This window comes from Mongoliitalea sp. (assembly GCF_054166905.1).
This window is the reverse complement of the sequence record NZ_JBSZCK010000045.1, coordinates 1-24,317: the sequence shown is the minus strand read 5'-3', so window position 1 is coordinate 24,317 and position 24,317 is coordinate 1. Positions and strand designations below refer to the sequence as shown.

The window sequence follows — 24,317 nt, the reverse complement described above, 5'->3', positions numbered from 1 at the left end:
AGAAAATAGAATTTGATATTAATGGATATTGGATATTAATGGATATTGGATATTTACCCTCACAATAATATCTATCAGTATCTAGTATCAATAAATATCAGATCAAATCCCAACCAATGTTTCCATTCGAGCAAATCCAATTTCACGTTCAATTTTTGTATTTAATAAATTCAACCGAAAGTCTAATAGCTCTCGTTGAATATTGAGAATTTCCTCGAAGGAACTACCTTCGGTTGCGTAGGAAGTCACGGAGAGTTCCAAGGTTTGTTCGGTCAATTCAATTTGCTCTTCCAGCAGACGAATTTTTCGATCGCTATCCTTAATGAAAGCTAAAAGACTTTCGAATTCACTTTCCAGATTTCTTTGCAAATCCTCCTTTTGACGCTCATTGGCATCCCAGTACAGTTTGGATTCAGCTTCCATAGCCTTATATTTTTTACGATAGATAGGCATAGAAACCGTAGCCATAGGCATCACCATATTATTTCCCATACCTGCAGGCATATAATCCATACCTCCCATGCCACCGGGTACGCCCATTTCTGCTCTCGGAGAAAAAACCATGTAGTTCAGCCCCAGCCCAAACATAGGTTTTCCTTCCAGTTTGGCCATTTCACCTTGTTTTTGATAAGCCAACCCCTCCTTTTCAAGCATCAGCAACATGGGATTGGTTGCTAAGATTTGCTCTAACATAGCGAGCTCCCAATCCATATCCCTTCGGCATTCTAGCGGTTGCTCCATAGTAACCATTTCATTTTTATCCCTACCCAATAGCTGATTAAATCGCACCACTAAAGGCCGCTTATCCACTTCCAACTGCTGCAAATCAGACTCCAAAGCCTTAATCTGCACTTGTAAACGCAGTACATCGGTGAGTTTACCCGAACTTCCACCAGAGCCCATACTCGACATGGATGCAGAACTTCCTGAAGATGAACCAGAACCGGAGGAGCCTCCTGCTCCATTACTCCCCATCCCCATTCCATCCGATCCACCACCTTGTTGTGTTCCCCGCGTAGGTCTTCGTACTGCTGTTGAAACAGAGGAAACGGCCTCAGCTGTATTTCCACCCTGAAAACGGATAACGGCTAATTGTTCCAGAGACCGTAAAATCTCCAAATTGGAGATCGTAATTTCAAGCGTATTCTCCAATTGCTGCAACTGAAAATACGTCTCCTTCACCTGATATAGGAGAAGATTGCGTTGTTGTCTAAACTCCTCGTACTTGGCCTCTGCCATGAGTGTAGCCTCATCTTTTTGTGTCTTCAGCATTCCAAACCAAGGGAACATCTGCATCACCGATGCCTCTGCCCGCTGATTCCCCATCAACAATTCCATAGGTCTCGTAAACACACCGATATTCAACTGAGGATTCTCCAAACTCACCTGATTTGTCTTCTCCAAAGCCGCCTGATATTGTTTGAAGGAAGCTTGGAGAGCAGGGTTGTTTTCGGAAGCTATATCTAAATAGTTTTCGAGAGATTGAGCATTTGATTGAAATATGGTAGAAATAAATAGCAAATAAAGAAGTGGATATTTATAGATATTAGATATTCGTGGATATTGTTTTGAGCTGCGAATATCTTTCCACAATTTAGTATTGAACGGTAATTTGGATTTGGTCCTTTTCATTTCAACTCATGTTTAGAATTGTAAATAGACTTGATGTAATTATTCAATTTTAGCCCTAACTTCTCAGCTATTGCGTTGAGCTCATCAAATTGTTCTTTGGAAACAATCTGACGTTCATGCATGATACTCAACCAATGATTGACTGACTCGAGCTTAGAGCCTCTGCTGTTATACAAAAATCGAATTCTGTCTAAATAATGGTATCGGCCATAGGATTCTGCAATATTTGCCCCTATGGAATCAGCGGATTCAATAAACTGATCTCCCATGGTACGTTTTTGTTCCCAAGTTAATTTGGAATAAATATCCCATGCTTTTCTAGAAAGCTCTCTGGACAATTGATACAGCTCCAAATCCTCCAGCTTTATATAACCTTTCCTGTTTTCCATTTCTCGCAATAATTAGTTCTGATCTTCTTTTAAATATCATTTTTCTTCGACAAGAGTTTTCTACTAAATAAAATTCTTGCGTACAAATCCAATATCTATCAATATCCAATATCAACTAATATCTAAATACAGTTAATCTCTATTTTTAAGTCTAATTTCCATATACTTTCCATACAACACCGGCACAATAAACAACGATATCAAGGCCACCGTCATCCCTCCAAAGGCTGGAATGGCCATAGGGATCATGATGTCGGAGCCTCGACCGGAACTGGTTAATACAGGAAGCAATGCCAACAAAGTGGTCGCTGTTGTCATCAGACAAGGCCTTACCCTTTTCAGTCCAGCTTCCAAAACTGCTTTTCTCACTTCTTTGACATTTTCGGGTTGGATCTTTTCAAAACTCTGTTTGAGGTAAGTTCCCATCACCACACCGTCATCAGTTGCGATACCAAAGAGGGCAATGAATCCTACCCAAACAGCCACAGAGAGATTGAATGTTCGCATTTGGAAGAGTTCCCGCATATTGGTTCCCAAGAAACTGAAATCAAAGAACCAATCCTGCCCATACAGCCAAAGCATCATAAAGCCCCCCGAGAAAGCCATAGCTATCGCAGAGAAAATCATCAAAACCATCGCCGTGGAGCGGAATTGAAGGAATAAAATCAAGAAAATAACTGCTAAGCATAAAGGAATCACGATAGCGAGACGCTTCTCTGCACGTACTTGATTTTCATAACTTCCAGAGAAGGTATAGGAGACCCCTGCCGGAACTTCCAATTCACCCGAGTTAATTTTTTGCTGAATAAAATTACGTGCATCATCCACTACGGAACCCTCTGCAAAACCATCTCTTTTATCAAAGAGCACATATCCCACGAGAAAGGTATTTTCCCCTCGGATCATCATCGGTCCCGGACGGTAATTAATCTCGGCCAATTGCCCCAAAGGAATCTGACCACCACTTGGAGTGGAAACCAAGATACGCTTCAAGGCCTCCGGATCATCTCGGTATTCTCGGGCATAACGGGCACGGATAGCATATCGCTCCCTTCCTTCTACCGTAGTACTCAAGGTCATTCCACCTATCGCCACTTCAATAAATTCCTGCACATCAGCTACATTCAAACCATATCTTCCCAGTTGGGTTCGATCTAAATCAATTTCCAAATAGGGTTTCCCAAGCGAACGATCTGCGAATACTGCCTCCGCCTTCACCGAAGGAACTTCCTTCAGAACAGACTCCAATTTCAAGCTAAAATCCTCAATCGTTTCTAGGTTAGGCCCGTACACCTTCATCCCCATAGGTGCCCGCATTCCTGTCTGCAACATGACTAAGCGGGTTTCAATAGGTTGAAGTTTGGGCGCCGAAGTTACCCCGGGAAGATTGGAAGTTCTTGCTTGGATTTCATCCCAAATATCATCTGGCGTGCGAATTTCATCCCTCCACTGACGGAAATATTGCCCTTTTCTATCGTCAGCCACCAAATAGTTGACAATGGTACGTGCAATTGTCCTACGCTGGGTTTCTTCCATGTAATTTTTTTCCTCATCCCATATAGCACCATCCTCACGATCATACCACCAATTTTTTCCATTGACGAGAATTTGATAATTTCCTTCCCGGTCTACTTTGAAGCGCAGTTTTCGGGCATTCTCATCCTGCACATATTCGGTTTTGTAATTGATGATATTTTCGTACATAGACATGGGTGCAGGGTCTAGGGGACTTTCTGCCCTACCCGCCTTGCCAACCACCATTTCTACCTCAGGGATGGCTTGTACCAGCATATCCAATTGCTTGACAATTTGCATATTGGCCTCCACACCGGAATGCGGCATAGAAGTAGGCATCAAGAGAAAGGAGCCCTCATTGAGTGCAGGCATAAATTCCTTGCCCATCCCTGGAAATGCATGGACCATTCCCGACCAAATCGAAGTAGTACGGATATTTACCCCAAGGGTATCAAAGCCAGAAGCCACAAAACCGAAAATCTTTCCAAATCCCAGCCAAATATTGAGCGCAAGCAAGATAACTGTAAGCGGGATCAACAAGAAAATGCGGGCATGTTCCAAACACCATTGCAGTAGCTTGGCATAGAATCGAATAAACAACGCAAAAACACCCAGTACCAAGCCCAACACCAAGCCAATAAACAAGAAGTTTGCAAAGACCGATTGAGTCAATCCCAAAGGTCTCCATTCGACTGCTAATAAAACAGACACAGACACCACTGCAATCAGCATGGCAATCTGATTTTTATAGATACCCCCTTTCGTCTGCTGAGGGAAGAAATGATGGGCCAGATGATTGATAGCAAATGCTAGCAATACAAGTCCAGCCCATGGAATGTAGAACAACAGGACCAATCCCGCTATCCCCATCAAGCTATTCAAAAGGGTTTTATAGTTTTTCGATTGGATAGATGCGCCAAATACCCAATGGGCAAAGGCAGGCATAAACACTAAAGTGAAAATCAAAGCAGCCACCAAAGCAAAGGTTTTGGTGTAGGCCAATGGACCGAAGAGTTTGCCTTCTGCTGCCTGAAGTGTAAAGACAGGTAAAAAGCTGACGATCGTGGTCATCACTGCGGTTAAAATTGCCGAACTCACCTCTGTAGTAGCCTCATAAATGAGTTGCAATTTGGTTTTTTTACCATCGGAGTCTTCTAAGTGCCGTAAGATATTTTCATTCAGAATAATACCAAGATCAACCATCGTACCGATGGCAATGGCTATCCCAGATAAGGCCACAATGTTGGCATCTACGCCTACATACTTCATCATGATAAAGCACATAAGCACGGCTAGAGGCAAGAGTGCAGATATCAACAAAGATGCACGAAGATTGTAAACCATCACCATGATGACAATGATGGTAATCAATATTTGTAAGCTGATGGCTTCATTCAAGGTATTCAAGGTCTCCTTGATCAATCCCGAACGATCATAAAAAGGCACAATGGTTACTTTAGAGATGGTGCCATCCTCCAAGGTTTTACTTGGTAATCCTGGAGAAATTTCCTCAATCTTAGATTTGATCGCATCAATAACAAGGAGGGGATTATCGCCATAACGTGCTACCACTACTCCACCAACAGCTTCTGCACCTCCTTTATCCAAGATTGCCCTTTCCGCCCGGCTTGCGGGCCCTATGTTGACTTTAGCGATGTCTTTGATACGTAGTGGAACATTGTTGCTCATCTTGACCACTGCCATCTCTATATCTTCCAATGACTTCACATATCCCAAACCACGGACGATGAATTCCACCTGATTGATTTCCATGGTATTCGCACCAATATCAAGGTTAGACTGTTTGACAGCATTCATCACCTGCATCATGGAAACATTATGTGCCTTCATGGCCACAGGATCCAGATCAACTTGATACTCCTTCACATGACCTCCTATGCTAGCCACTTCGGAAACTCCCTCCGCCCCTGCTAATCCGTAACGTACATAGTAATCTTGGATGCTTCTCAATTCATGCAAATCCCAACCTCCTGCGGGATTCCCCTGTTCGTCTCGACCTTCCAAAGTATAAAAATAGACTTGCCCTAAGCCAGTGGCATCTGGTCCGAGTTTGGGTTGTACCCCTTCCGGTAATAATCCAGCGGGAAGCGAATTAAGTTTTTCCAAGATCCGTGAACGACTCCAGTAAAACTCCACTTCATCTTCAAAAATGATATAAATGGAAGAAAAGCCAAACATCGAGGTACTTCGAATAGACTTTACTCCAGGCATTCCCAAGAGGGATGTTGTCAAAGGATAGGTAATCTGATCCTCCACATCCTGCGGAGAGCGCCCCATCCAATCGGTGAAGACAATTTGCTGGTTTTCTCCGATATCTGGAATGGCATCCACCGGTACAGGATCATTGGGTAAGAAACCTGTATTCCAATTAAACGGAGCCGTAACAATCCCCCAACCTATTACGAGTAAAAGGAGAATTACTGTGACCAGCTTATTTTCGAGGAAGAATTTGATGATATTATTTAGCATAAATTCTGAATTTAGCTTAAATCATCTGCACATCTTTTGAGTGATAGAAACAGATATTATGGATATTGGATACTTATGGATATTGAATCCCAAAGCAAATCTTTACTTTGATAATGGGATAAGGATGGGAAAATATAGGCTATACCTCCCAGATTTTGTAAAACCTGATAGGTCCTTATAACAGTCGATTATAAAGTAGAAATCTTAATTATTCTTTGTGCCTTCGTGCCTTTGTGGCAATCCCTTTCTAACTAGAGTAAAAAATCATATCAGGAACACCTGACAAAAAATATAAAGCGGGGTAGATTGAAATATGGGTGGGGAAGAATCAGCAAAAGCTGTCTTCTCTTCTCCTAAAACAGGAATAAGTGCTAGTTCAAAAGGGATATGAATACTGTGAAAATAAACTAAAAGAGGCTGAAAATCCACTAAATAGGATAATTGCTGATCAGTGTTAGGCAACTCTAAATTTGAGATATCCTCGCAGCAACCCGGCATGGGTGTGTTAGATTCGCAGCAGGTTTTGTATTCAGCAAAAACATTGATCCGCTGAAAGTCATCTCCACAAAAATGCATAGAATAGCTCAAGCCTGCGTTGAAAAACACATAGAATAGGAGGAGAGCTATTTGGATGCTTGATTTCACGAAAGTTAATAACGTAACAAAGATAAGAATGTTTAACAATTCTAATGTAATGATTTTTCCGAAGAAAAAAACACATGACAACTTTAGCAATTAAAATCCTTGTACGAATGCGCGTGAGATGAAGAACGATTAAAAAAGTTAAAAGTTTTTGCAATCTGATTTTTTGTAATTACATTGTAGCAACATTTATGTATTGAAATGGAAATAGCAGTCATCAATATTGGGAATTCCAAGGGAATACGGCTCTCAAAAACCATCCTTGAAAAATATCAAATAACTGATAGGGTTGAAATCATCTTGGAAGATGAACAAATCATTCTTAAACCAAAAACAAAACCTCGACAAGGTTGGGAAGCTGCTTTCCAAGAAATGCATGAGCAAGGGGATGATTCACTTTTGATAGATGATGTTTTTGAAGATGAGGATATTGAAGAATGACGATCACTCAGTACATGATTATATGGGTCAATCTTGACCCAACTGTAGGCTCAGAGATGAAAAAGACGAGACCTTGTTTAGTTATTTCTCCCGATGAAATGAATAAATTTTTGCAAACAATCGTCATAGCACCTATTACCAGCAGTTTAAAACCTTATCCCACAAGGGTACAATTACTCAATCAAAAAACTACTGGTTCTATAGCACTCGATCAAATCCGAACCATTGATCGGAAAAGAATAATTAAAAACATAGAAACTTTACAAGTCAGTACGATTGAGAAAGTAAAGGCTGTAATCAAAGAAACTTTTGTGGATTAACCCAAATTAGCTTTCACTGATTAAAACATCCCATGCTCATTCTCCATCTCCTTCGGAACTCCCTGCTCTACACCCCATAATTCTGCTATTTTTTTCCCATCAAACCTAAAAAAATGAGCAAGCACAAACATGTCTGCATCAGGTTTTTGCTGAATGGTGGAGTGAACAGCGACTAGTTCTCCATCTTCCAATACGCGTAGGATTTTGAAAACTTTCAATGGGTTCTCTCGTGCATCAGCTTCCATAGCTTGCATGAGGGATACACCATCACCTTTGAAATAGGGATTATGGTGTTTGAAGTCTTTCGAAACGTATTAATCAAAGGCTAATTTTACTTGTCCTGAAGCCACTAACCCAAGAAAGTCTGGTGCGATGTCTTTTCTTTTCATTTCCTTGTTAAAATCCTTGATATCAATTCTTCGAAAGTTGTGGTTTTCTTGCTGTTTCACTCATCGCATACACTTTTATACTCATCTGCGAGCTTCTTCTTGATGGAAACTGTTCTGGCGATGAAGGTTCTTAAGAGTCAATGAATATCGTTTCAACTAGTAATCAGAACATTACTTCTTTTTTTTCCTGGACTACTCCTACCGCAAAAACCTCCACTGCTGTTAACATTTTGGAAATCGGCAAGGGCTCTTTACTTGTCTTTTTAGGTTTACCTACTGATTTCCCATCTAATTGAATTCCAAAAGAAACAGGAATAGCAAATCTCGAATCATAGGCATTCCCATCAACCATTGCTGGAATCCATAAATTTGGTACTTGCTTGATTGCTTCGATGGCTGCGTCTCCACATCCATCACCGATATCATTGAATACTTTAAAATTTTGTGCCTGCCCAGTAATATCGACTTCGAATAAAACATAAAGTGTTCCAACGGTTGACTTTTTTCTAGCTATCGTAGGGAATAGCAAGTTTCTTTGGATAATACCGTACATTTCATGCATACTACCCATGTAGCGGGCAGGACGATCTGCTTTCATCTCTACATACTCATGTTCGTGCTTTATGGCATAAGTTGAGGTATCAGGCTTAAAATAGAGTATTTTGCTAGTATCATAATCTACAATAAGGGAAAGCTCCTCGGGCTTGTCAAAATATTCCCAAATACCAATCTTAACGCCGTCTAATGCTACTCCTTTTTCATACTCATTTGAAATTACTATAGCATTTGAGGGTATGGATTTTTCAATTTTGATCAAAAACTTATTTTCGGAAGGTATTTTTATTTTACTCGTTAAGTACCCCTCTTTTTCAATCAATAAGTGATCTTCGGGATTTACCAGCAACTGAAAATATCCAAGATGATTGGTTGTGGTGAATAAAGAATCTCCTTCGACACTAATCACCACTTGATCAATAGGCTTTTCTGTTTTGGCATCCACTACTCTTGCAGTAATAAGCTCCTGACCAAAAATCAAATTGGAAGCTATCATGAACAACAAGGTTAGATGCTTTTTCATAAAAACTCATGTTAGGATTAGAAAATATACGATAACGAGCGACTTCATACATTTGAAGGGGATTATTCCTACCATGTGGCCCTCATACAACTAATAAAATTACAGTTTTTATCTAACCTCCCTCTTTTCCACGTCTAAAAAGAAGAGATTTTTTATAGATTATTACTGTATTGAAGATGCTCCATCGCTTTCCCTACCAATGTTTTGTCTCCAACAGCTTCAAAGCCTAATTTCAGGTAAAGATGTTTAGCTTTAGGATTGTCTTTATCGACTAGCAATCCAAGGGTTTGTCCTTTTCTGTGAACGTACTCATCGATTAAAAACTGAAATACCATAGTACCGATGCCTTTGCCTTGCTGATTGGGATTGACCCCAACACAATCAATGTAATATTCACCTTCCTGTGTTTCATCTTCCGGAGTGAAATCTCTTTGAAAAAGTGCTCGAATTCTTTCTGCTACAGGCTTTCTCAGCTCTTGTAATTTAGCACCATCATACACAAGGGCAACTGCCGTAATGTCATTTTCAGCTACCGCTACCCAGCAATATTCATATGAATATTGGTTACCTTTTTCATGGATTAAACCATTTAAAAAATCGATGGCTTTTTCGTAAGACTCTTCTCCGATAAAACGGTATACGATATCTTCCATTGCCAATAGGATCAATTTGGCGATAATCTTTGAATCTTCTGGAGTAGCTTTTCTGATTAACATATGTTTCTTTTGACCGTATCGCTTTTTACATTCTCCAAGCGAACTGGTTTTTTGCTTCTTTTCTCCCTCTTTCAATCATTTAATTGACTTACCGAGAAAGATTAAATGATACTGTATCCCGCACGTGTGGATGATCTTCGTCTTCGATGATTAATAGAAGACTGAGTAAACTGTCTTTCATGTTGAATTTTACCATTTTAGGATAGCAATCTATTTTCGCCAGAATATCTCCTTGACCATGATCTTCAAAATGAATAGTCCTCGCGTATGTATTCATCATTTTACCGCTGGATTGAACATTTACGACCTTTCCTTGACAAGCTTTAGTTGTGTCATTATCCAATTCTTTAAACTGTATACTATCATCCAATGAAGATAGGTAATAAATTATTCCATCCTGACCAGAGTTATTGATTTGATTGTTCCCAGATTGACTTCTAGTAATTGTCAACTTATTTGGCTGTCCTACTTTCATGGTTTCGCCTGCATGAATTTTTAATTCAAGGTCTTGGGAACAGGAGCTAAAAATCAGGAGTAGTGTCAAGATTAAAACTTGCTTTTTCATACAATTTTTGCTTTCTATTGACGTATGTCGTGGTTCAGCTTGGATTCAACAGGCCTGTCTTCCGCTAGACAGGCTGTATTCAAGGTGATCTTAGCTGCCGCCTATATTTTTGATCAAATCGCCTCTTAAGTTCATCAAGCGAAATTGTTTTTTGTTTCTTTTCTTCGCCTGTTAGCCGCTTATATTCTTCCACTCTGGCATTATGTGATTTTAATTGTTCTTGAATTGCTTCTTCGTCATAGTCAATGAAAGTCATTTCGAAAAGGCAATGAGCAATTATTTCTAAGTCCGAAAAGTTTTTAGTTGTCTCTATTGCCAAGTCCATTCCGAGCCATTTATTCCACTTTAAAAACTCTATTGCGTAACCGTTTGTAATGTCGCTTGGGTCTGGTGTTTTTTTCTGTCCCGAAACGTCAACGTATGTTTCATTGTCGCTTTCAAAGTTTGGGTCGCAGTCATATTCTGTCAATATTATCTCTAACTTGTCATATTCTTCTGGTTCTGTATTTTTCAGTTTTTCAAACACATTTCTGTATTCGTCAAGCATTTTCTCGTGGTCAGGATATAGTCGAAGCAAAGTCAGCTCAACGCTTAGCCAGTTGTATGATTTTATTAAGTCGTTCAATTTCATTTTGCTACTTGTATGTTTTCAAATTTTTAATCTTACTTAAAGATACTGAACTTTCTATTTACTCAGAACCGCCCGCCTGCCTGCGGAAGGCAGGCTGCATCCAAGGTGATGTGGACTCAGTTTTTTATTAGGTTTACTATCAGTTTAATTATCAAATCCCTTTGCTCAGGTAAACTTTGTGCTACTGCCAATGCCAATGCAACCAAAGTATTTTCATTTATTTTTCTTATTCCTCTTTCATCCAAATGATAACTGTTCTGTTCCAAAAACCACACAAACAGAAAGGATCCAATTCTCTTGTTTCCATCGCTGAAAGCATGACCTTTAACAACTGAATATAGCAATTTGCTGCCTGCTCTTCAATGGTTGGATATGCCAATTCTCCATACACCGTTTGGGAGATACTTCCCAATATTCCCCGGAATGAATCATCTTTCTCGTTTCCGAAAAGCTCTCCGGCTTCTCCTTTCTGAACCAATTCCCTCTTTAATTGGTAAATGGCTTTCTTGACATCATCATAGTTGATGACATAAATTATTTCTTTTGAAAGGTTATCGAGCTGAAGATCTTCTGAATCATACCTATTGAGCAATTCAAAAGATTTGGAATACTTTGAAATAATATCCAAAAATCCATCAGTCAATACTCTTTGTGACTCAAATGTTCTTTCCCTTAAAATATCAAGTTGGTTTTCTAGCTGAATTATTTTTTAACCTTGTTTGCTCAATAATTCGCTGGTGATGGCATTACCCTGCACTAAGTAATCTTTGAGTCTTTGGGTTGCCCATTTTCTAAATTCAATCCCAACAGGTGATTTTACCCGGTATCTAACCGAGATCACTACATCCAAATTATAAGCTGAAACTGCCCTTTTTACTTTTCTTTCTCCTTCTTTTTGAACTTGGCGGAAATTCCGCCAAGTTGACTCTTTTTCCAATTCTCCCTCTTTATAAATATTTCGGATGTGCTCACCAATCGTTCTCCTAGCTTTGCCAAATAACTCAACAAGCTGCTGTTCGGTAACCCACACTGTATCATGCTCCCCATCCAATATGATTTCAAATTCATTATTCCCTTGGGAAGGTTTGAAAACTACTATTTCAGAAATGAATTCACCTGTTTCCATATTGGAAGTTAAAGTTTTTTGATAAAAATATTAGTTCATTGTTTCAAAAAACCTTTGATTTCAAAATTACCTGGATCTCTAACAGCATATTCAATTAAAACCTTTGATCCAATTTCCTTTTTATCGATTCTCAGAGAAAGTTTTTTCTTCTGAACATAAACCGAATCGTCAACCAGATAGGATATCGTTATAATTTGAGTAAATCCCATTCCTTTAGGTCCATACCCAAGTGCATTATCTTTGATTTCAGCTTTTGTCTCTGCCGTTTTCGTCCATGGAGCAAAAGGAATTTCAAAATTATTCCATGCGAGGTAAAGAAAAATTCCTATACCTAATATTCCAAATATCCATGGGTTCTGCTTTGCCATTTTAGAATTGAGTCCAACGTGATTCAGCTTGGAGACGGCGGGCCTGTCTGCCGCCAGGCAGGCATTTGGAAACGTTCCCTTCCAACCTACTCCAAGCTTCTTAAAGATACTAAACTTTCTATTTACTCGGAACCGCCCGCTGTATCCAAGGTGATGTTATCGCCTCGGTGTTCTTTTCTGCTCATTTGATTCTTCCATTTGTTTTATCCTTTGAGCCAACCTTGAGTCCATTGTGAGCCAACTGAGCCAACTATGAGCCAACTCCTAGTTTGTAAATTGCACTCGATCCCTTTGTCCCAATATTTTTTAATAACCCCTTGTTTTCTAACTCCTTAATGTCTCTCGTAGCCGTTGCTTTTGAAACATCAGCTATCTCCTGATACTTCGAATTAGTAATTTCTCCATATTTTTTAGTGTACAGGATCACTTCAATCTGTCTTACAGTTAGTCCGGCCTTCTTCAACTGCTCTTCGGTAAATCGGTCTTTGAATATCATGCTAAGGAATCCTCCTTGTTCTTCTTTTAAAACGGGTTCAGGCAACCCTGCATTTTTACAAGCTTCAATGATTTTGATTGTTCCCCTTCCCCAAGAGTCAATATAGCCTGCTTTGAAACAAACATCTGCAAGCAATGGGTTTCTGGGTTTCGATCGGTGTACTTTCTTTAAATCTTCTTCGGAAATTCCTTCTGGCAAACCGCCATCATTCCAAACACTGAAATTATCCTCATACAATCGAATTTGTATGGGTGCTCCCATATAGTTCCGATGCACTAAAGCATTGAAGAGCATCTCTCGGACAGCAGCAACTGGATATTCATCCAGTTCCACTCTTTGCATTCCCATAAAGTCAATCGGGTGAATGAAGAACTTGGCGTTAAGCATTTCTCCTATCCTGTCTTTGAGTTGTATCAGATTACCTTCTATTACCTCATGAAATTTCAGGTCGGCATCCGTTTCCCCGAATTTACCGATCTTAACCGCCATGTTCGGGTAGAATTTCCCAGGCTCTTTTCCAAATAAGACAATGGCTGCTCTTTTCAAATGTCCATTTTCAAGCAAACGCAATTTATCAAGCAAGTTAGATATGCTGATATCGTCTTCAACATTTATTCGTTTAACGATCTTTGAATCTTTCAAAAATTGCTTAATGCTCGATTCATCAATGTCACTGAGGGAAGCCCTTTGTTCAGGAATATCATCCCATGTCTTTCCTGTTCTTCTTAAAATAAATTCGTTCAAAGCCAATCCAGTTATTTCCTGAAGAGTGCTTCCGGTACGCACATAATATTTACCTCTTACAGAAATCGGCACATCATACCGTGGAACAATAATTTCAAGATAGTAATTGTCCATTTCTTCTTGAAGGTTCACTTCTGCATACACGCCCAGAATATCCCGAAACTTATTGGGCAAATCTTCCAATAGTTTTTTATGGTTTTCAACACCAGTAACCTTGCCTTTATCGTCAATACCAATATACAGTTTACCTCCATTCGCATTGGCAAAACCACAAATCCATTTTAGGTATTCGTCTCTCCAGGATACTTTGAACTCAATATTTTGCGATTCTGATGTCACTAGCAGTTATTGATAATTTTTACACTACAAATTTAATCTTTCCCTGAATATCTTTCTGATGGTTGGTTTTTCTACACTGAGCGATAACGTCAGACCGTGAAAAAAGTCTCTCCTCTTTCTTAGTTCAACGGTTCTGGTTTTCATCTAAAATTAGTAATTTTAGTGATAGTTAGTTGGTTGATTACAAACTTATTTCTATGAACCACATCCAAGGAATAGACCGGTTTCAAATGACCTTCTCCAGTTTGGAAGATGCCATACCCAAGGACAATCCCGTCAGAGTAATCGATTCCTTTATCAATAAACTCGACTTGGACTTACTCGGCTTCGTCGCTAAACCCGACAAACCCGAACAGGAACCCAAACAACCCAACCCTCATCTCGACGGTAGGCCTTCTTTTGAGCTCCAAGTCTTTCTCAAAATCTACTTCTATGGATATTTCAATGGGATCCGCAGCAGCAGAAGACTTGAAAAAGAATGTCTGCGAAACATTGAAGTCAGATGGCTCATCAATGGTCTTACCCCAAACTACCACTCCATCGCCGATACTTCGACAAGCTCAGTACAGGCTTTCGGAAAAACAACCCAAAAGCTCTCAAAAACTGCTTTAAACTTTACACCGTCTTCCTTCATGATATAGGTCTCATCGGCGGAAAAACCATTGCTGTCGATGGTAGCAAATTCAGAGCTTCCAATAGCAAGAAAAACAACTACAGCCAAAATAAAATAGATAGACACCTCAGCTACATCGAACAGAAACTCGAAGAATACCTCCAACAACTCGACCAAGCCGATAGCCTCGAACTTTCCCAGCAAAGCATACAACTCATCGAACAAAAAATCCAATACTTCAAAAACAGTAAAATCAATTACGAGCTCCTTCAGGAAAAACTCAGCCAAAGCGGTGAAACACAAATCAGCACCACCGACCTTGATTCCAAAGCTTTGCTCGTCCAGGGACAGGTAGTCGAGGTGGCTTACAACGTTCAGGCTGCTGTAGATGACAAACATAATCTTGTGGTAGCTACCCACGTCATCAACCGAAATGATCGGAATGCACTCCATGACATCGCTTCCGAAGCTAAAGAAAACCTCTCCTCTGATGGATTTACTGTATTAGCCGACAAAGGATACCACAACGGAAGAGAGTTACAAAATTGCCAGAACAAGGGAATCCATACCATCGTAGCTCCCAACGAAATCGTCAACTCCAATAAATTCGGAACCACAGAAAACTATCTCGTTACAAAATTCACCTACAATCCAGCTAATGACTCCTACACATGCCCTGAGGGTAAAACACTGACAACAACAGGAACAGTGCATAAAAAAACCAGAGAAAGGGACAGCCACTTATACAAAAAATATAGAACATCTGATTGTAAAACATGCCCTGTAAAACACCTCTGTACTGGAAGAAAGGACGGTGGTAGAGAATTAAGCGAAGCGAATCACGAATGCCATTAAAAAAATTTACTAACATGAGTAAATAGAAAGAAGCGAATATGCAGAGGCCGTAGAAGCAAACCTCAAAAACCTACAAGAAAACAAAGAGCTCTACAAAAGGCGCCAGATGATCATCGAACACATCTTCGGAACTGCCAAAAGGAAATGGGGATTTAATTTTACCGACCTACGGGGATTGGAAAAAGTAAATGGTGAGTTTGCACACATCATGACCGTCTATAACCTCAAACGGACTATCAACATCCTCGGAGTACCTGATCTCCTCCTGATAATCCAAAACTGGAAACCCGACTTCGAAAGGGTTTCTTTTGTTATCAAATCAAGCCTTTTTAGCCTATTCAAAGCCTTATTGAACAATAACAACCTAAAAATAAAAACTAATCACCTAAAGGAAAGATTGACCGAGGTTCAGGAGTTGGTTCATGTGAAACCCCTATACGCCTCAGAAAAGCACTTTTTTCAAAAAACTGAAAGTTTTTTCACAGCCTGACGTTGTGGCGCTTGGCGCAGTGGCGGATTTCGAAGCACAAAACTGTCAATACACCACAAAAGTTGATGCGAGGTAGAATGTTCAATTAACCACTTCACCCGCCATTGAGCCAAACGCCTGTTATGCCTTCGTTGTTCTTCTCGGTCGTCTGTTGGTCTGTCTGTGGTGCGATTGGGTAGGCATACTCTTTTACAAGCTTTGGATTGACCTTGGCTTGTTATGGCTTGCAAATGTGTATGACTCTACGAAGCGTTGGCATTAATTACTTTTGTTTGGTTTTGGATAGGCAATAAATACTAAAGCGTCTAATGTTAAAGAATTAGTCAAGTCGCCAGCAATTACATAACACTTCCCTCTATTTAAATTTGAATCAAAGTCAAATAGGCGATATAAAAAATAATTTTCAGGGTTTTTAGATGAAACTTCTAATTCGTTTCTTGTTAAATAGAACGGTCGAGAAATGTCACTTCTTGTTGTTTTAACCTCGATTTTTTTTTCGTTTCACAAAAGATCGTATGACAAAATATCAAACCCCAAACCATCTCCAATCTCAACTGAAACGTGTTGAATCTTGTCAGCTAAATCAGCTTTACCATTTGATTTTAAAAATTCAATCTCACTCTTAAGAATAAATAATTCACCAAGCAACCCAAGATGTTTATTTCTAATTTCTTTTTCAATGAAATCTATCTTTGAAGGGGTAATAATTGAATTGACTTGGTTTTCTTTAGGATTAGGAGCAGAAACAACCTCAATAGTAATGCCTTGAATACTATTTTCTAAAACACCAACTTCAAAACCTTGCTTAAACGCACAGTTTGTGCACTTGTGTCTTCCAGTTCCTCCTTGATTGTCGCCAAGGTTAGATAGAATATGAGAAGGAGCAATTGACCCAATTTGACAAATTTCTGAATCCTCTAAAGAGTTACAATATTCGTCATAGCTATGCCAATTACCACTGCTCCCTAAATTAAAACCTTGCTCATATGCACAAGTTGGACAACGATGTCTTCCACTACCTGCTTGGCTATGATGTAACTCTGCTAAAAGTGAAATGGGCGAAACGCCATATTATTCTGGTTTCATTTTATCAACCAAGAATTTTTACTGGAATCGTTTTAGGTGTTTCAACTCTTTCCAATTGAATTTGGTCTAGTTCAAAATAATTATTTGCAGCTTCAAAACCAAGTTTAAATGCACATGCAATGCAAATTCCTTCTACAAACTCACTTTTATTATTTTCTATTATTTCAAATTTTGATTTACTGAATTCAGTACCAATACTACATTTTGTTTTTTGAAGTTCTGAAGAAATATATTCTTCAAAATTATTCCATTTTTTACTGCATCCTTCAAGAAAGCCGATTTCATAAGCACAAACCGGACATATTTCTTCCGAAACTTCCAAATGTAAACAATCTTTTAAGTTTATTGGGGCAACTCCTTGATGAGAGCAAGTTTGGTTATTGTTCATTTTCTTATTTTTTTCTTACTTTTTTAATTTGATTGTCAAAATCAGAAATAAACTTTTGGTCTTGAATTATTCTGAACTTTGAATATTCTGATTCCGCTTTTTTAATTGCCATCTCGTGAGATATTTTACCAGGATTATTTAATAAATCGTAACGGTTTATTTTTAAAAATGAATCCAATGCTTCAACCCATTCATTCATTTTCATTGGAATATTTCTTTCTGCTTGTAATTCAGCAAAATTCAAATAAAGTTCTACAAGTCTGTTCAATTCGCTTATTTCCTTTTCCGATAAATAGTTTTTTGCAATGTTTATATCTGACTTTAGAATTTTTCCATCTGGCGAATTTTTCCAAGTAGTTAAGCCCATATTAGGATTGTTAGCATTTGCTCTACTTTCAATGATTTCAGCAGCTGTATTTCCTGTAATTGCCCAATGAAGTTTATTTTGAACTGTTTTGTAAAAATTTTGAGTTGTTTCAGAATTTGCATCATAATCAATACTGCATTCAGCATAGATATCAGTAATTTTTTGATAAAAACGTCTTTCAGAAGCTCGGATTTCCCGAATTCTTTCGAGTAATTCCTCAAAATAATCCTTGCCAAAAACTTGACCTCCTTGCTTCAATCGTTTGTCATCTAATACAAATCCTTTGATAATAAATTCTTTGAGTGTTTTAGTTGCCCAAATTCGAAATTGGGTACCTCTCTGAGATTTGATTCTGTAACCAACAGAAATTATAACATCAAGATTATAGTAAGAAACCTCATAATCTTTTCCATCATCGGCAGTTGTTCGGAATTTCCGAACAACTTGATTTTCGTCCAATTCTCCTTCCTTAAAAACATTGCTAATATGTTCACTTACAGTTGATTTTGACCTATCAAATAAATCTTGCATTGCTTTTTGAGTAAGCCAGACTGATTCGTTATGAACAAAAACATCAACTCGTACTTCACCATCTTGTGAAGTATATAAAATAAAATCAGAGTTATGGGGAACTAGGTCTGACATAATTATTCTTGAATTTTTAGAAATTCGGTTTCAATAAAATCATCGGCATCTAGAACAATTTCTTGATTTTTGTACAAATCTTCAATTTTTAAAAGGGCTTCTTCATTTGAATTGGCTTCAATTTCAATAATCCTTGAAAGCGTTTCTTTTACTTCAATTTTAAATGTTTCCATATTTTACTTTTTTATAATTTCCTCGACCAACAAACTCGATAATTCCTTTGTCTCTCAGTACTTGAAGTTGCTGTCTGATTTTGTCTTTAATGAAATTGTTATTGGGATATTTTAGTTTTAATTTATTTTCAAACCGGTAGATTTCGTCCAAAGTAAAATCATTCTTTTTGATTGCATCAACACAAAGCATTATATCTAAAATCCAACCTTTTGAATCGCTTGATTTTTCTCTTAAAAACAATGTTTGATTGAATGAATTTTCAACTACTTTTCTATCTATAATCTTAGTGTTTTTTACCAGAAAGACTTTGCCGGCTTCTGCAACATTTGAAATATCAATATTACATCCAATCCAACCTGCACGTTTTGCTGATGCAGAAAGTGGTTTTCGTTTTACAATGATTTCAGGTGTAAAAAATTGTTTTGGAATAATTAAAAAGTTTTCAACTGACCAATTCTTCGAATAAGTTAAAAAGAAAAAGTTTGGATTCTGATTTGAGTTTATTCGTTCAATCATTGTTGAATAAGCTCCGTCATTAATTGTTGTTGAAAATTTTCCGTTTTTACTTTTCAATTCAAATTCTTCAGCACATTTTTTACAATAGAAATCTGCTACAGGTCGATTGTTTTCAAATTCATTTAATGGAACTTCCCCACAACAAGGGCAATACGAATTTTCTTTCACCCAATTTTCGGTTAGAACTCTTGCAATTTGTGAGTTACTTGAATATCCTTCCGCAAGTTTTGTGTTGAAACTCAAATTCATTTATGCAGCGAATTTTGCGTTAGGGATTGAAGTGAAAATCCTTCTGTGAGGAACGAACAAAAGATTGCAACGGAAAGCCCGCCCCGATAGGGAAACGCCCCAATAATGAATTTCAGGGTTTGCATTGATACTTCTTCTTGCTTTCACTCTCGAAATTGAAAACTCTGAATATATCTCGTCAAAGAAGTTATCATTAGTGTCTTTACCTTTTACATCAGAATTACTTAGCATCCATTTATGCCCCAATTTTGCCAATTTTGAGCAGAAATTTCGTAGACGAATTTGTTCTTCATCATTGAATTCATCTTTTGCATAAGAGTTGAAGCTTGATGTATTGCTCAAAGGTTTATAAGGTGGATCGAAATAGAAGAATGAATTTGTAGTTGCCTCATTTAATGTCTTTTCGTAGTCGCCACAAAGAATTTCAACTTTTTGCAAAGCATTGCTAACTGCTAAGATGTTTTTATCATCACAAATGGTTGGTTTTTTATAACTTCCCATTGGCACGTTATATCCGTTATTTTTATTTACACGATACAAACCGTTAAAACAAGTACGATTGAGAAAAATAAACAAAGCGGCTTGTCCGCTTTGTTCTTCTTTTCTTGTATTGTACAATTCTCTTTTTTGGTAATAGTACTCTTTTTTTTCTTCGGGTTTGTTTTCCAAAGAATGAAATTCATTTTGTAATTGTTGGAGAATTGCAATCAATTCTTTTGGTTTTGAAGCTATGATTCTGTAGGTGTTTATTAAATCCTCATTTATGTCATTAATAACAGCTTTTTCCAATTTTGGAAAGTTGTTTAGCATCCAAAATAAAACGGCACCACTTCCAACAAAGGGTTCAATGTATGTGAAATTTTTATTTGTAATTTCATACGGCAATGACTTTTCAATCTCTGTTATGAGTTGTGTTTTTCCGCCTGCCCATTTTAAAAATGGCTTTGCTGATTTATCTAAATTATTTTTCATTCGTTTCATTTTCAAAGGTTTCAACAAACTCAACAATTTCTATTGAGTTCTTAACTGCATATTTTTTAGCTTCTTTTTCCGAACTAAAGTAATTTTCAAGCATATCAAATGTCTCTGCATTAATCAAATGATATGTTTTGAATTCAGCTTTTCCTTTTGTTCTGATAAAATATTTATTGGTTATGTTCATAACATTGTCTTTAATATGGTTTTTGCTTTGTTTAATCCTTGCATTGCGAATGGATCGCTGTCGATTATATCCAGAACTTTGTCACTAAGCCAAAGAGTAAGCAACTCTTCGTCTGTTACATTGTAATAATTTGCAAGTTTGATTACTTGACCTCTTGTTAGTCGTCTTTCGCCTCTTTCTATTTTGCTAATCAAAGCGGTGTCGATTTCTAAATATGCAGCAACCTGTCTAAGCAGTATGCCTTTAGATTCACGTAATGTTCTTATTTTTTCTCCAAGTGAGTTCATTGTACAAATTTTGATTTGTCAAGTTGTGTCAAATTTAAGAAAGATATTTGTTTTGATGTCACTTTATTGTCTTTTAATTATTCATAGTCTTGGTGCGTTGTCTAAAAATGGCTCTTTTGGTTTTTTAGCATTAGGCTGTGTGTCGGTAAAAACCAAATGTGCCATTTGTGCGGTTGGCTGTCCTTTTTCAATGAGGCATAACGTTTTGCGTGTATGAGAAGTAGCGGATTAAAGAGCACTTCACTTTCGGTTTGGCACTGTCTTTCATTAAAAGCACTGACCTTCGATTTAGCACTGAACCCGCTATTTCTTATACACGCTGTTACAGGCTGGCTTTATTTTAGAATGTCTTGATTTTTCCATTTTCTAGCCAGTCAGGTATTTCAAAATCTCTTGCTTTTGGATGTTGATGAAATATATTTCTTAAATTTCTAAATACTGAATAAATGTCGTCCATAATTATTTTCTGTTTCTCAATAAGTTGTCTGTCGTATTGGTTTTCATTAATTCTATGTGCCGGACTTTGTCTTTCCTTTCTTATTTTTCTAAGAGGCTTAAAAAGTTCACTTACTGTTCCATCACCTTTTACATTAAAAACAGAAGTCAGCCATTCTTCAAATAATTGAAGAGTTCCTTTTGATTGTCTTTCAACTAATCCGTTTTCTAATTCTTTAAATTCAAAGAAATCAACTTTACCTTCAAAAAAGTCTTTATTTATATTTTCGGAAATCATTTTGTCAAGTAACAAGATGAAATCATTATAGTTTTTTAATGTTGGTGTAAAGAAAAACGTAAATTCTTTTGGTCTGTTTTCTTTTTCAAAGGACTTTCTAAATAAAGGCTTTGTAAAGATTAATTCAGTCAAGTCATTAATACATTTTTGCTCTCCAATAAATCCAGAAAAGATAGAATATGAAAAAGTCCAGTTACCTTGAATCGTATTTTGATGATACTCTTCAAGCATTTTACAGTTCCCTGTTTTCTGTCTGCTTTTCCAATAAATTTGATGTTCAGGTGTTAAATCTTTTAAATATCTTAAATAAACGACCGCTAACCTATCACCATTTTCATCAAAACCTAATCCGAAGGTTTTTAAAAATATTTGGTCTTCTTCTCTTACAATTGGATTTTCTTTTTCGTCATATAAGCAAGAAATTTGACCTGAATAATCTTCAAACTTGAAATCAAACCTTGGGTCATTGAAATATCTATCTAAAACCTCAATTTCAAAGAAAATTGGTGTTAAGTGTGGCTCCGCAAGTGCAAGTTGTTTTGTGTAAAGTGCATTGCCAAATTCGGCTAAATTTCGTTTTTTTTGAAGGTAACTTTTGCTAGGGTAAAGGCAAATAGGATATTCGGTATCCTCAGATGAAATTGTAATTTCCCCAAATGAATGAACAACTTCTTTTATCTTCTTTGCTTCTTCTAAAATATGAATTTGACTGTCGATTGGATAATGTTGAAAACCAATAATATGTGGATTAGTGCTTGATTGAATTGAAACAATTCTGTCCCTAACTAATTCCTTAATAATATCAATTGAATTTTCATAGTCAATGTTTAATTTTTCAGAAATATTACGCAAAGGGATTCCGTTGAAGTCCGAAGAGGCTACAAAAAAGTCATAAACGATATTTTCAATTCTCTCTTTCATTGCAGTGTCGTCTCTTTAAGCTTGCCTGTAACGTGATTCAGCTTGGAGACGGCGGGCATTTGGAAACGTTCTCTTCCAACCTACTCTAAGCTTCTTAAAGATACTAATCTTTCTATTTACTCTGAACCGCCCGCTGTATCCAAGGTGATGTTATGGGCTTTTCTTATTTCTATGATCTGTTTATAAGATTTACAACTACATTAATCATCATTTCCTTTTCTTCAGGTTTACTTTCAGCAATTAACAAAGTCAAAGCGACCAATGCGTTTTCACTGATTCTTTTAGTACCATCTGGATAATACAAACTTTTGTTCTTTTCCAAATACCAAATGAATAGCCAGGCTGCAATTCTTTTGTTTCCATCTGAAAATGAATGGTTTTTGACAACAAAATATAAAAGGTGAGCAGCTTTTTCTTCTAAACTTCGGTATAGTTCTTTTCCATCGAATGTTTGGTCTATGGCTGAAATCGAACCCCTAAAAGATTGATCTTTTTCATTTCCAAAAAGACTTGACCCACCGAATCTTTTCTTTAATTCATCCACAGCATGTTTTGCTTCCTTGTAGGATATTCTAAAAGTTGCTACTATGGGGGTATCCGATATGCCTAGTCTTTGATGGTCATAATCATCCAAAATATCCAAAGCAGTGGAAAATTCGGATAAAACTTCAAATATACCTTTAGTCTGATCGTCTGAACCAAGACTTTGGATTGTTCTATTAACCAGTTTAATTGTTTTTTGAAGCTCCAGTAACCTCTTTTCGTTTATCGTATAGCCTTTCACCAAATGATCTTTGATGATCTTGTTGGCCCAAATTCTAAAGGCTGTACCCTGTTTGGAATTAACTCGATAACCCACAGAAATAATCAGATCCAAATTATAGATTTTTATCTGTCGCTTTACCGTTCTTTCTCCTTCCTGTTGAACTTGTGTAATTTTTGCACAAGTTGTCTTTTCATCCAATTCAGAAGTTTTGTAAATATTTCGGATATGCCTGACTATTGATGTCCGATCTGTACCAAACAATTCAGAAATCTGATATTGATCCAACCAAAGGGTGTCATTTTCAAAAAGCACCTGAATAGTAGGTGCGTCTTGCCCTGACTGATAAATTACTATTTCACCTGTTTGCTTCATGAACTATACTTTGATTGCTGGTTTTCAAGATACTTAATTTTGGCCTTTTTGAGTTCTTGAATCTCTTTATATTCCAAGTTTAATCCTAGGTAGGTAGTAGAGAGATCAATTCGGTCATTAAAAAATAGTAACCGTATCATTCTACTTAGCTCAACTTTCTGTGAAGGACTTTCTAATTGGAAAAAGACTTTAACTTTATCGCCATCAAATTTGAATTCTATGAAACTATCTACTCCTTGAGAATAAGCTGGACCTCCGTAATATCTAGCAATTGGATAAGTATCAGGCCACAACTTTTCACCAAGTATTGCAAAAACACAAAATTTTACTTGATCTATTTGACTCCAGAAGTATTTAGTATTATTTAAATCTATCGAATCTAAACTGATTCTCACTTCACCTTCTAACTTTCCGAATTTCTTTTCATTTTCATTAGCACCCCAATAGCTTGCATAGAGAATCAATCCCAATAATGAAAAAAGTAGGGCTCGAATTAAAAAATCTATGGATAAACTTAAACTTAACTGACTAGCAATAAAACCAATTGTTATTAGCAAAATAAAACCTCCATACATTAACCTAGATGAATTGATCCTCCAATTGATTCCTTTTGATGGTATAAAAATTTGTGCTTTAAATGCAGGATACTTCATTTGGTTCTTAGAATTGCCCATAACGTGATTCAGCTTGGAGACGGCGGGCAATTAGAAACGTTCCCTTCCAATCTACTCTGAACTTCTTAAAGATACTGAACTTTCTATTTACTCGGAACCGCCCGCTGTCTTCCAAGGTGATGTTAGTGGCTGATTATT

30 protein-coding genes are annotated in these 24,317 nt (G+C 37.4%); 5 read left to right on the top strand and 25 right to left on the bottom strand.

All coding sequences use genetic code 11. The features are described 5' to 3' along the window. Positions 1-102 precede the first annotated feature (102 nt). From ACXIUD_RS17545 to ACXIUD_RS17530, 4 genes are all read right to left on the bottom strand, one after another. Entirely contained in the window at positions 103-1,632 is a 1,530-nt protein-coding gene (locus tag ACXIUD_RS17545) for a TolC family protein (RefSeq protein ID WP_458053950.1), read from the bottom strand. Then, a complete protein-coding gene (locus ACXIUD_RS17540) occupies positions 1,629-2,021 on the bottom strand; it encodes a four helix bundle protein (RefSeq protein ID WP_458053949.1) in 393 nt (130 codons plus the stop codon). The genes ACXIUD_RS17545 and ACXIUD_RS17540 overlap by 4 nt, the downstream gene beginning before the upstream one ends. A 132-nt stretch (positions 2,022-2,153) precedes the next feature. Beyond that, positions 2,154-6,026, bottom strand: coding sequence for an efflux RND transporter permease subunit (locus ACXIUD_RS17535; RefSeq protein ID WP_458053948.1), 3,873 nt, complete (start codon positions 6,024-6,026; stop codon positions 2,154-2,156). Between the two features lie 264 nt (positions 6,027-6,290). Next, positions 6,291-6,671, bottom strand: a complete 381-nt coding sequence (locus ACXIUD_RS17530) for an HYC_CC_PP family protein (RefSeq protein ID WP_458053947.1) — start codon at positions 6,669-6,671, stop codon at positions 6,291-6,293. Between the two features lie 198 nt (positions 6,672-6,869). On the opposite strand from ACXIUD_RS17530, the gene ACXIUD_RS17525 reads away from it, so the two are divergent. Together ACXIUD_RS17525 and ACXIUD_RS17520 are read left to right on the top strand one after the other, a co-directional pair. Further along, a complete protein-coding gene (locus ACXIUD_RS17525; protein ID WP_458053946.1) occupies positions 6,870-7,109 on the top strand; it encodes an AbrB/MazE/SpoVT family DNA-binding domain-containing protein in 240 nt (79 codons plus the stop codon). 14 nt (positions 7,110-7,123) lie between these two features. After that, positions 7,124-7,429 (top strand): type II toxin-antitoxin system PemK/MazF family toxin, encoded by a 306-nt coding sequence (locus ACXIUD_RS17520; RefSeq protein ID WP_458053945.1) that lies wholly within the window; start codon positions 7,124-7,126, stop codon positions 7,427-7,429. 20 nt (positions 7,430-7,449) lie between these two features. Here ACXIUD_RS17520 and ACXIUD_RS17515 read toward each other — a convergent pair whose 3' ends face one another. The 10 genes from ACXIUD_RS17515 to ACXIUD_RS17470 form a co-directional block, all read right to left on the bottom strand. Next, on the bottom strand, positions 7,450-7,674 hold the full coding sequence (locus ACXIUD_RS17515; RefSeq protein WP_458053944.1) for a nuclear transport factor 2 family protein: 225 nt from the start codon (positions 7,672-7,674) through the stop codon (positions 7,450-7,452). 69 nt (positions 7,675-7,743) lie between these two features. After that, on the bottom strand, positions 7,744-7,878 hold the full coding sequence (locus ACXIUD_RS17510; protein WP_458053943.1) for a hypothetical protein: 135 nt from the start codon (positions 7,876-7,878) through the stop codon (positions 7,744-7,746). Between the two features lie 103 nt (positions 7,879-7,981). Next, the gene (locus tag ACXIUD_RS17505; protein ID WP_458053942.1) at positions 7,982-8,896 is read right to left on the bottom strand and encodes an energy transducer TonB; all 915 of its coding nucleotides are present in this window, start codon (positions 8,894-8,896) and stop codon (positions 7,982-7,984) included. A 152-nt stretch (positions 8,897-9,048) separates the two neighbouring features. Continuing rightward, positions 9,049-9,612: a GNAT family N-acetyltransferase gene (locus ACXIUD_RS17500; RefSeq protein ID WP_458053941.1), complete on the bottom strand. Its 564-nt coding sequence runs from the start codon at positions 9,610-9,612 to the stop codon at positions 9,049-9,051. Between the two features lie 88 nt (positions 9,613-9,700). Continuing rightward, entirely contained in the window at positions 9,701-10,177 is a 477-nt protein-coding gene (locus ACXIUD_RS17495; protein ID WP_458053940.1) for a hypothetical protein, read from the bottom strand. 79 nt (positions 10,178-10,256) lie between these two features. Further along, positions 10,257-10,808 carry a DUF6557 family protein gene (locus ACXIUD_RS17490; RefSeq protein ID WP_458053939.1) on the bottom strand — a complete coding sequence of 184 codons (552 nt, stop codon included), beginning with the start codon at positions 10,806-10,808 and terminating at the stop codon, positions 10,257-10,259. Between the two features lie 116 nt (positions 10,809-10,924). Next, on the bottom strand, positions 10,925-11,152 hold the full coding sequence (locus ACXIUD_RS17485) for a Fic family protein (protein ID WP_458053938.1): 228 nt from the start codon (positions 11,150-11,152) through the stop codon (positions 10,925-10,927). 365 nt (positions 11,153-11,517) lie between these two features. After that, positions 11,518-11,934 carry a RhuM family protein gene (gene rhuM, locus ACXIUD_RS17480; RefSeq protein WP_458053937.1) on the bottom strand — a complete coding sequence of 139 codons (417 nt, stop codon included), beginning with the start codon at positions 11,932-11,934 and terminating at the stop codon, positions 11,518-11,520. Between the two features lie 35 nt (positions 11,935-11,969). After that, entirely contained in the window at positions 11,970-12,302 is a 333-nt protein-coding gene (locus tag ACXIUD_RS17475) for a hypothetical protein (protein ID WP_458053936.1), read from the bottom strand. A 250-nt stretch (positions 12,303-12,552) separates the two neighbouring features. After that, a complete protein-coding gene (locus ACXIUD_RS17470; protein WP_458053935.1) occupies positions 12,553-13,881 on the bottom strand; it encodes an ATP-binding protein in 1,329 nt (442 codons plus the stop codon). 197 nt (positions 13,882-14,078) lie between these two features. Here ACXIUD_RS17470 and ACXIUD_RS17465 point away from each other — a divergent pair, with 197 nt between their 5' ends. Genes ACXIUD_RS17465 through ACXIUD_RS17455 form a run of 3 tightly spaced genes read left to right on the top strand, consistent with a single transcriptional unit; the run spans position 14,079 to position 15,839 of the window. Next, positions 14,079-14,522 carry a transposase gene (locus tag ACXIUD_RS17465; protein WP_458053934.1) on the top strand — a complete coding sequence of 148 codons (444 nt, stop codon included), beginning with the start codon at positions 14,079-14,081 and terminating at the stop codon, positions 14,520-14,522. After that, positions 14,519-15,349 (top strand): transposase, encoded by an 831-nt coding sequence (locus ACXIUD_RS17460; protein ID WP_458054012.1) that lies wholly within the window; start codon positions 14,519-14,521, stop codon positions 15,347-15,349. Before ACXIUD_RS17465 ends, ACXIUD_RS17460 begins: the two co-directional genes overlap by 4 nt. Positions 15,350-15,371: 22 nt before the next feature. After that, complete coding sequence (locus ACXIUD_RS17455) at positions 15,372-15,839, top strand: transposase (RefSeq protein WP_458054011.1); 468 nt, start codon at positions 15,372-15,374, stop codon at positions 15,837-15,839. Positions 15,840-16,097: 258 nt separating this feature from the next. On the opposite strand, the gene ACXIUD_RS17450 is transcribed toward ACXIUD_RS17455, so the two are convergent. The 11 genes from ACXIUD_RS17450 to ACXIUD_RS17400 all read right to left on the bottom strand — a co-directional run bounded on the left by ACXIUD_RS17450 (position 16,098) and on the right by ACXIUD_RS17400 (position 24,158). Next, a complete protein-coding gene (locus tag ACXIUD_RS17450) occupies positions 16,098-16,328 on the bottom strand; it encodes a protein NO VEIN domain-containing protein (protein WP_458054010.1) in 231 nt (76 codons plus the stop codon). Between the two features lie 601 nt (positions 16,329-16,929). Beyond that, positions 16,930-17,313: a hypothetical protein gene (locus ACXIUD_RS17445; RefSeq protein WP_458053933.1), complete on the bottom strand. Its 384-nt coding sequence runs from the start codon at positions 17,311-17,313 to the stop codon at positions 16,930-16,932. Positions 17,314-17,317: 4 nt separating this feature from the next. Further along, positions 17,318-18,325 carry a virulence RhuM family protein gene (locus tag ACXIUD_RS17440; RefSeq protein ID WP_458053932.1) on the bottom strand — a complete coding sequence of 336 codons (1,008 nt, stop codon included), beginning with the start codon at positions 18,323-18,325 and terminating at the stop codon, positions 17,318-17,320. Positions 18,326-18,327: 2 nt separating this feature from the next. After that, the gene (locus ACXIUD_RS17435) at positions 18,328-18,498 is read right to left on the bottom strand and encodes a DpnD/PcfM family protein (protein WP_458053931.1); all 171 of its coding nucleotides are present in this window, start codon (positions 18,496-18,498) and stop codon (positions 18,328-18,330) included. Next, complete coding sequence (locus ACXIUD_RS17430) at positions 18,485-19,264, bottom strand: DpnI domain-containing protein (protein WP_458053930.1); 780 nt, start codon at positions 19,262-19,264, stop codon at positions 18,485-18,487. Before ACXIUD_RS17430 ends, ACXIUD_RS17435 begins: the two co-directional genes overlap by 14 nt. Continuing rightward, positions 19,265-20,236 carry a DNA adenine methylase gene (locus tag ACXIUD_RS17425; protein WP_458053929.1) on the bottom strand — a complete coding sequence of 324 codons (972 nt, stop codon included), beginning with the start codon at positions 20,234-20,236 and terminating at the stop codon, positions 19,265-19,267. It lies immediately after the preceding gene. Next, positions 20,226-20,426: a hypothetical protein gene (locus ACXIUD_RS17420; RefSeq protein WP_458053928.1), complete on the bottom strand. Its 201-nt coding sequence runs from the start codon at positions 20,424-20,426 to the stop codon at positions 20,226-20,228. Before ACXIUD_RS17420 ends, ACXIUD_RS17425 begins: the two co-directional genes overlap by 11 nt. Further along, positions 20,423-20,713 (bottom strand): helix-turn-helix domain-containing protein, encoded by a 291-nt coding sequence (locus ACXIUD_RS17415; RefSeq protein ID WP_458053927.1) that lies wholly within the window; start codon positions 20,711-20,713, stop codon positions 20,423-20,425. The genes ACXIUD_RS17420 and ACXIUD_RS17415 overlap by 4 nt, the downstream gene beginning before the upstream one ends. Before the next feature lie 340 nt (positions 20,714-21,053). Further along, complete coding sequence (locus ACXIUD_RS17410) at positions 21,054-22,367, bottom strand: hypothetical protein (RefSeq protein WP_458053926.1); 1,314 nt, start codon at positions 22,365-22,367, stop codon at positions 21,054-21,056. Positions 22,368-22,536: 169 nt separating this feature from the next. Next, a complete protein-coding gene (gene rhuM, locus ACXIUD_RS17405) occupies positions 22,537-23,505 on the bottom strand; it encodes a RhuM family protein (RefSeq protein ID WP_458053925.1) in 969 nt (322 codons plus the stop codon). Further along, positions 23,502-24,158 (bottom strand): hypothetical protein, encoded by a 657-nt coding sequence (locus tag ACXIUD_RS17400; RefSeq protein ID WP_458053924.1) that lies wholly within the window; start codon positions 24,156-24,158, stop codon positions 23,502-23,504. Before ACXIUD_RS17400 ends, rhuM (ACXIUD_RS17405) begins: the two co-directional genes overlap by 4 nt. Positions 24,159-24,317: the final 159 nt, after the last annotated feature.

Excerpts from the sequence above, each read along its gene's own strand:
- ACXIUD_RS17495 (WP_458053940.1), bottom strand. The coding sequence starts at position 10,177 with ATGAAAAAGCAAGTTTTAATCTTGACACTACTCCTGATTTTTAGCTCC.
- ACXIUD_RS17435 (WP_458053931.1), bottom strand. The coding sequence starts at position 18,498 with ATGGAAACATTTAAAATTGAAGTAAAAGAAACGCTTTCAAGGATTATT.
- rhuM (WP_458053937.1), bottom strand. The coding sequence starts at position 11,934 with ATGGAAACAGGTGAATTCATTTCTGAAATAGTAGTTTTCAAACCTTCC.
- rhuM (WP_458053925.1), bottom strand. The coding sequence starts at position 23,505 with ATGAAGCAAACAGGTGAAATAGTAATTTATCAGTCAGGGCAAGACGCA.
- ACXIUD_RS17520 (WP_458053945.1), top strand. The coding sequence starts at position 7,124 with ATGATTATATGGGTCAATCTTGACCCAACTGTAGGCTCAGAGATGAAA.
- ACXIUD_RS17440 (WP_458053932.1), bottom strand. The coding sequence starts at position 18,325 with ATGTCAGACCTAGTTCCCCATAACTCTGATTTTATTTTATATACTTCA.
- ACXIUD_RS17420 (WP_458053928.1), bottom strand. The coding sequence starts at position 20,426 with ATGAACATAACCAATAAATATTTTATCAGAACAAAAGGAAAAGCTGAA.
- ACXIUD_RS17515 (WP_458053944.1), bottom strand. The coding sequence starts at position 7,674 with ATGGAAGCTGATGCACGAGAGAACCCATTGAAAGTTTTCAAAATCCTA.
- ACXIUD_RS17410 (WP_458053926.1), bottom strand. The coding sequence starts at position 22,367 with ATGAAAGAGAGAATTGAAAATATCGTTTATGACTTTTTTGTAGCCTCT.
- ACXIUD_RS17540 (WP_458053949.1), bottom strand. The coding sequence starts at position 2,021 with ATGGAAAACAGGAAAGGTTATATAAAGCTGGAGGATTTGGAGCTGTAT.
- ACXIUD_RS17430 (WP_458053930.1), bottom strand. The coding sequence starts at position 19,264 with ATGAATTTGAGTTTCAACACAAAACTTGCGGAAGGATATTCAAGTAAC.
- ACXIUD_RS17415 (WP_458053927.1), bottom strand. The coding sequence starts at position 20,713 with ATGAACTCACTTGGAGAAAAAATAAGAACATTACGTGAATCTAAAGGC.
- ACXIUD_RS17490 (WP_458053939.1), bottom strand. The coding sequence starts at position 10,808 with ATGAAATTGAACGACTTAATAAAATCATACAACTGGCTAAGCGTTGAG.
- ACXIUD_RS17545 (WP_458053950.1), bottom strand. The coding sequence starts at position 1,632 with ATGAAAAGGACCAAATCCAAATTACCGTTCAATACTAAATTGTGGAAA.
- ACXIUD_RS17400 (WP_458053924.1), bottom strand. The coding sequence starts at position 24,158 with ATGAAGTATCCTGCATTTAAAGCACAAATTTTTATACCATCAAAAGGA.
- ACXIUD_RS17475 (WP_458053936.1), bottom strand. The coding sequence starts at position 12,302 with ATGGCAAAGCAGAACCCATGGATATTTGGAATATTAGGTATAGGAATT.
- ACXIUD_RS17465 (WP_458053934.1), top strand. The coding sequence starts at position 14,079 with ATGAACCACATCCAAGGAATAGACCGGTTTCAAATGACCTTCTCCAGT.
- ACXIUD_RS17535 (WP_458053948.1), bottom strand. The coding sequence starts at position 6,026 with ATGCTAAATAATATCATCAAATTCTTCCTCGAAAATAAGCTGGTCACA.
- ACXIUD_RS17525 (WP_458053946.1), top strand. The coding sequence starts at position 6,870 with ATGGAAATAGCAGTCATCAATATTGGGAATTCCAAGGGAATACGGCTC.
- ACXIUD_RS17500 (WP_458053941.1), bottom strand. The coding sequence starts at position 9,612 with ATGTTAATCAGAAAAGCTACTCCAGAAGATTCAAAGATTATCGCCAAA.
- ACXIUD_RS17445 (WP_458053933.1), bottom strand. The coding sequence starts at position 17,313 with ATGAACAATAACCAAACTTGCTCTCATCAAGGAGTTGCCCCAATAAAC.
- ACXIUD_RS17505 (WP_458053942.1), bottom strand. The coding sequence starts at position 8,896 with ATGAAAAAGCATCTAACCTTGTTGTTCATGATAGCTTCCAATTTGATT.
- ACXIUD_RS17425 (WP_458053929.1), bottom strand. The coding sequence starts at position 20,236 with ATGAAAAATAATTTAGATAAATCAGCAAAGCCATTTTTAAAATGGGCA.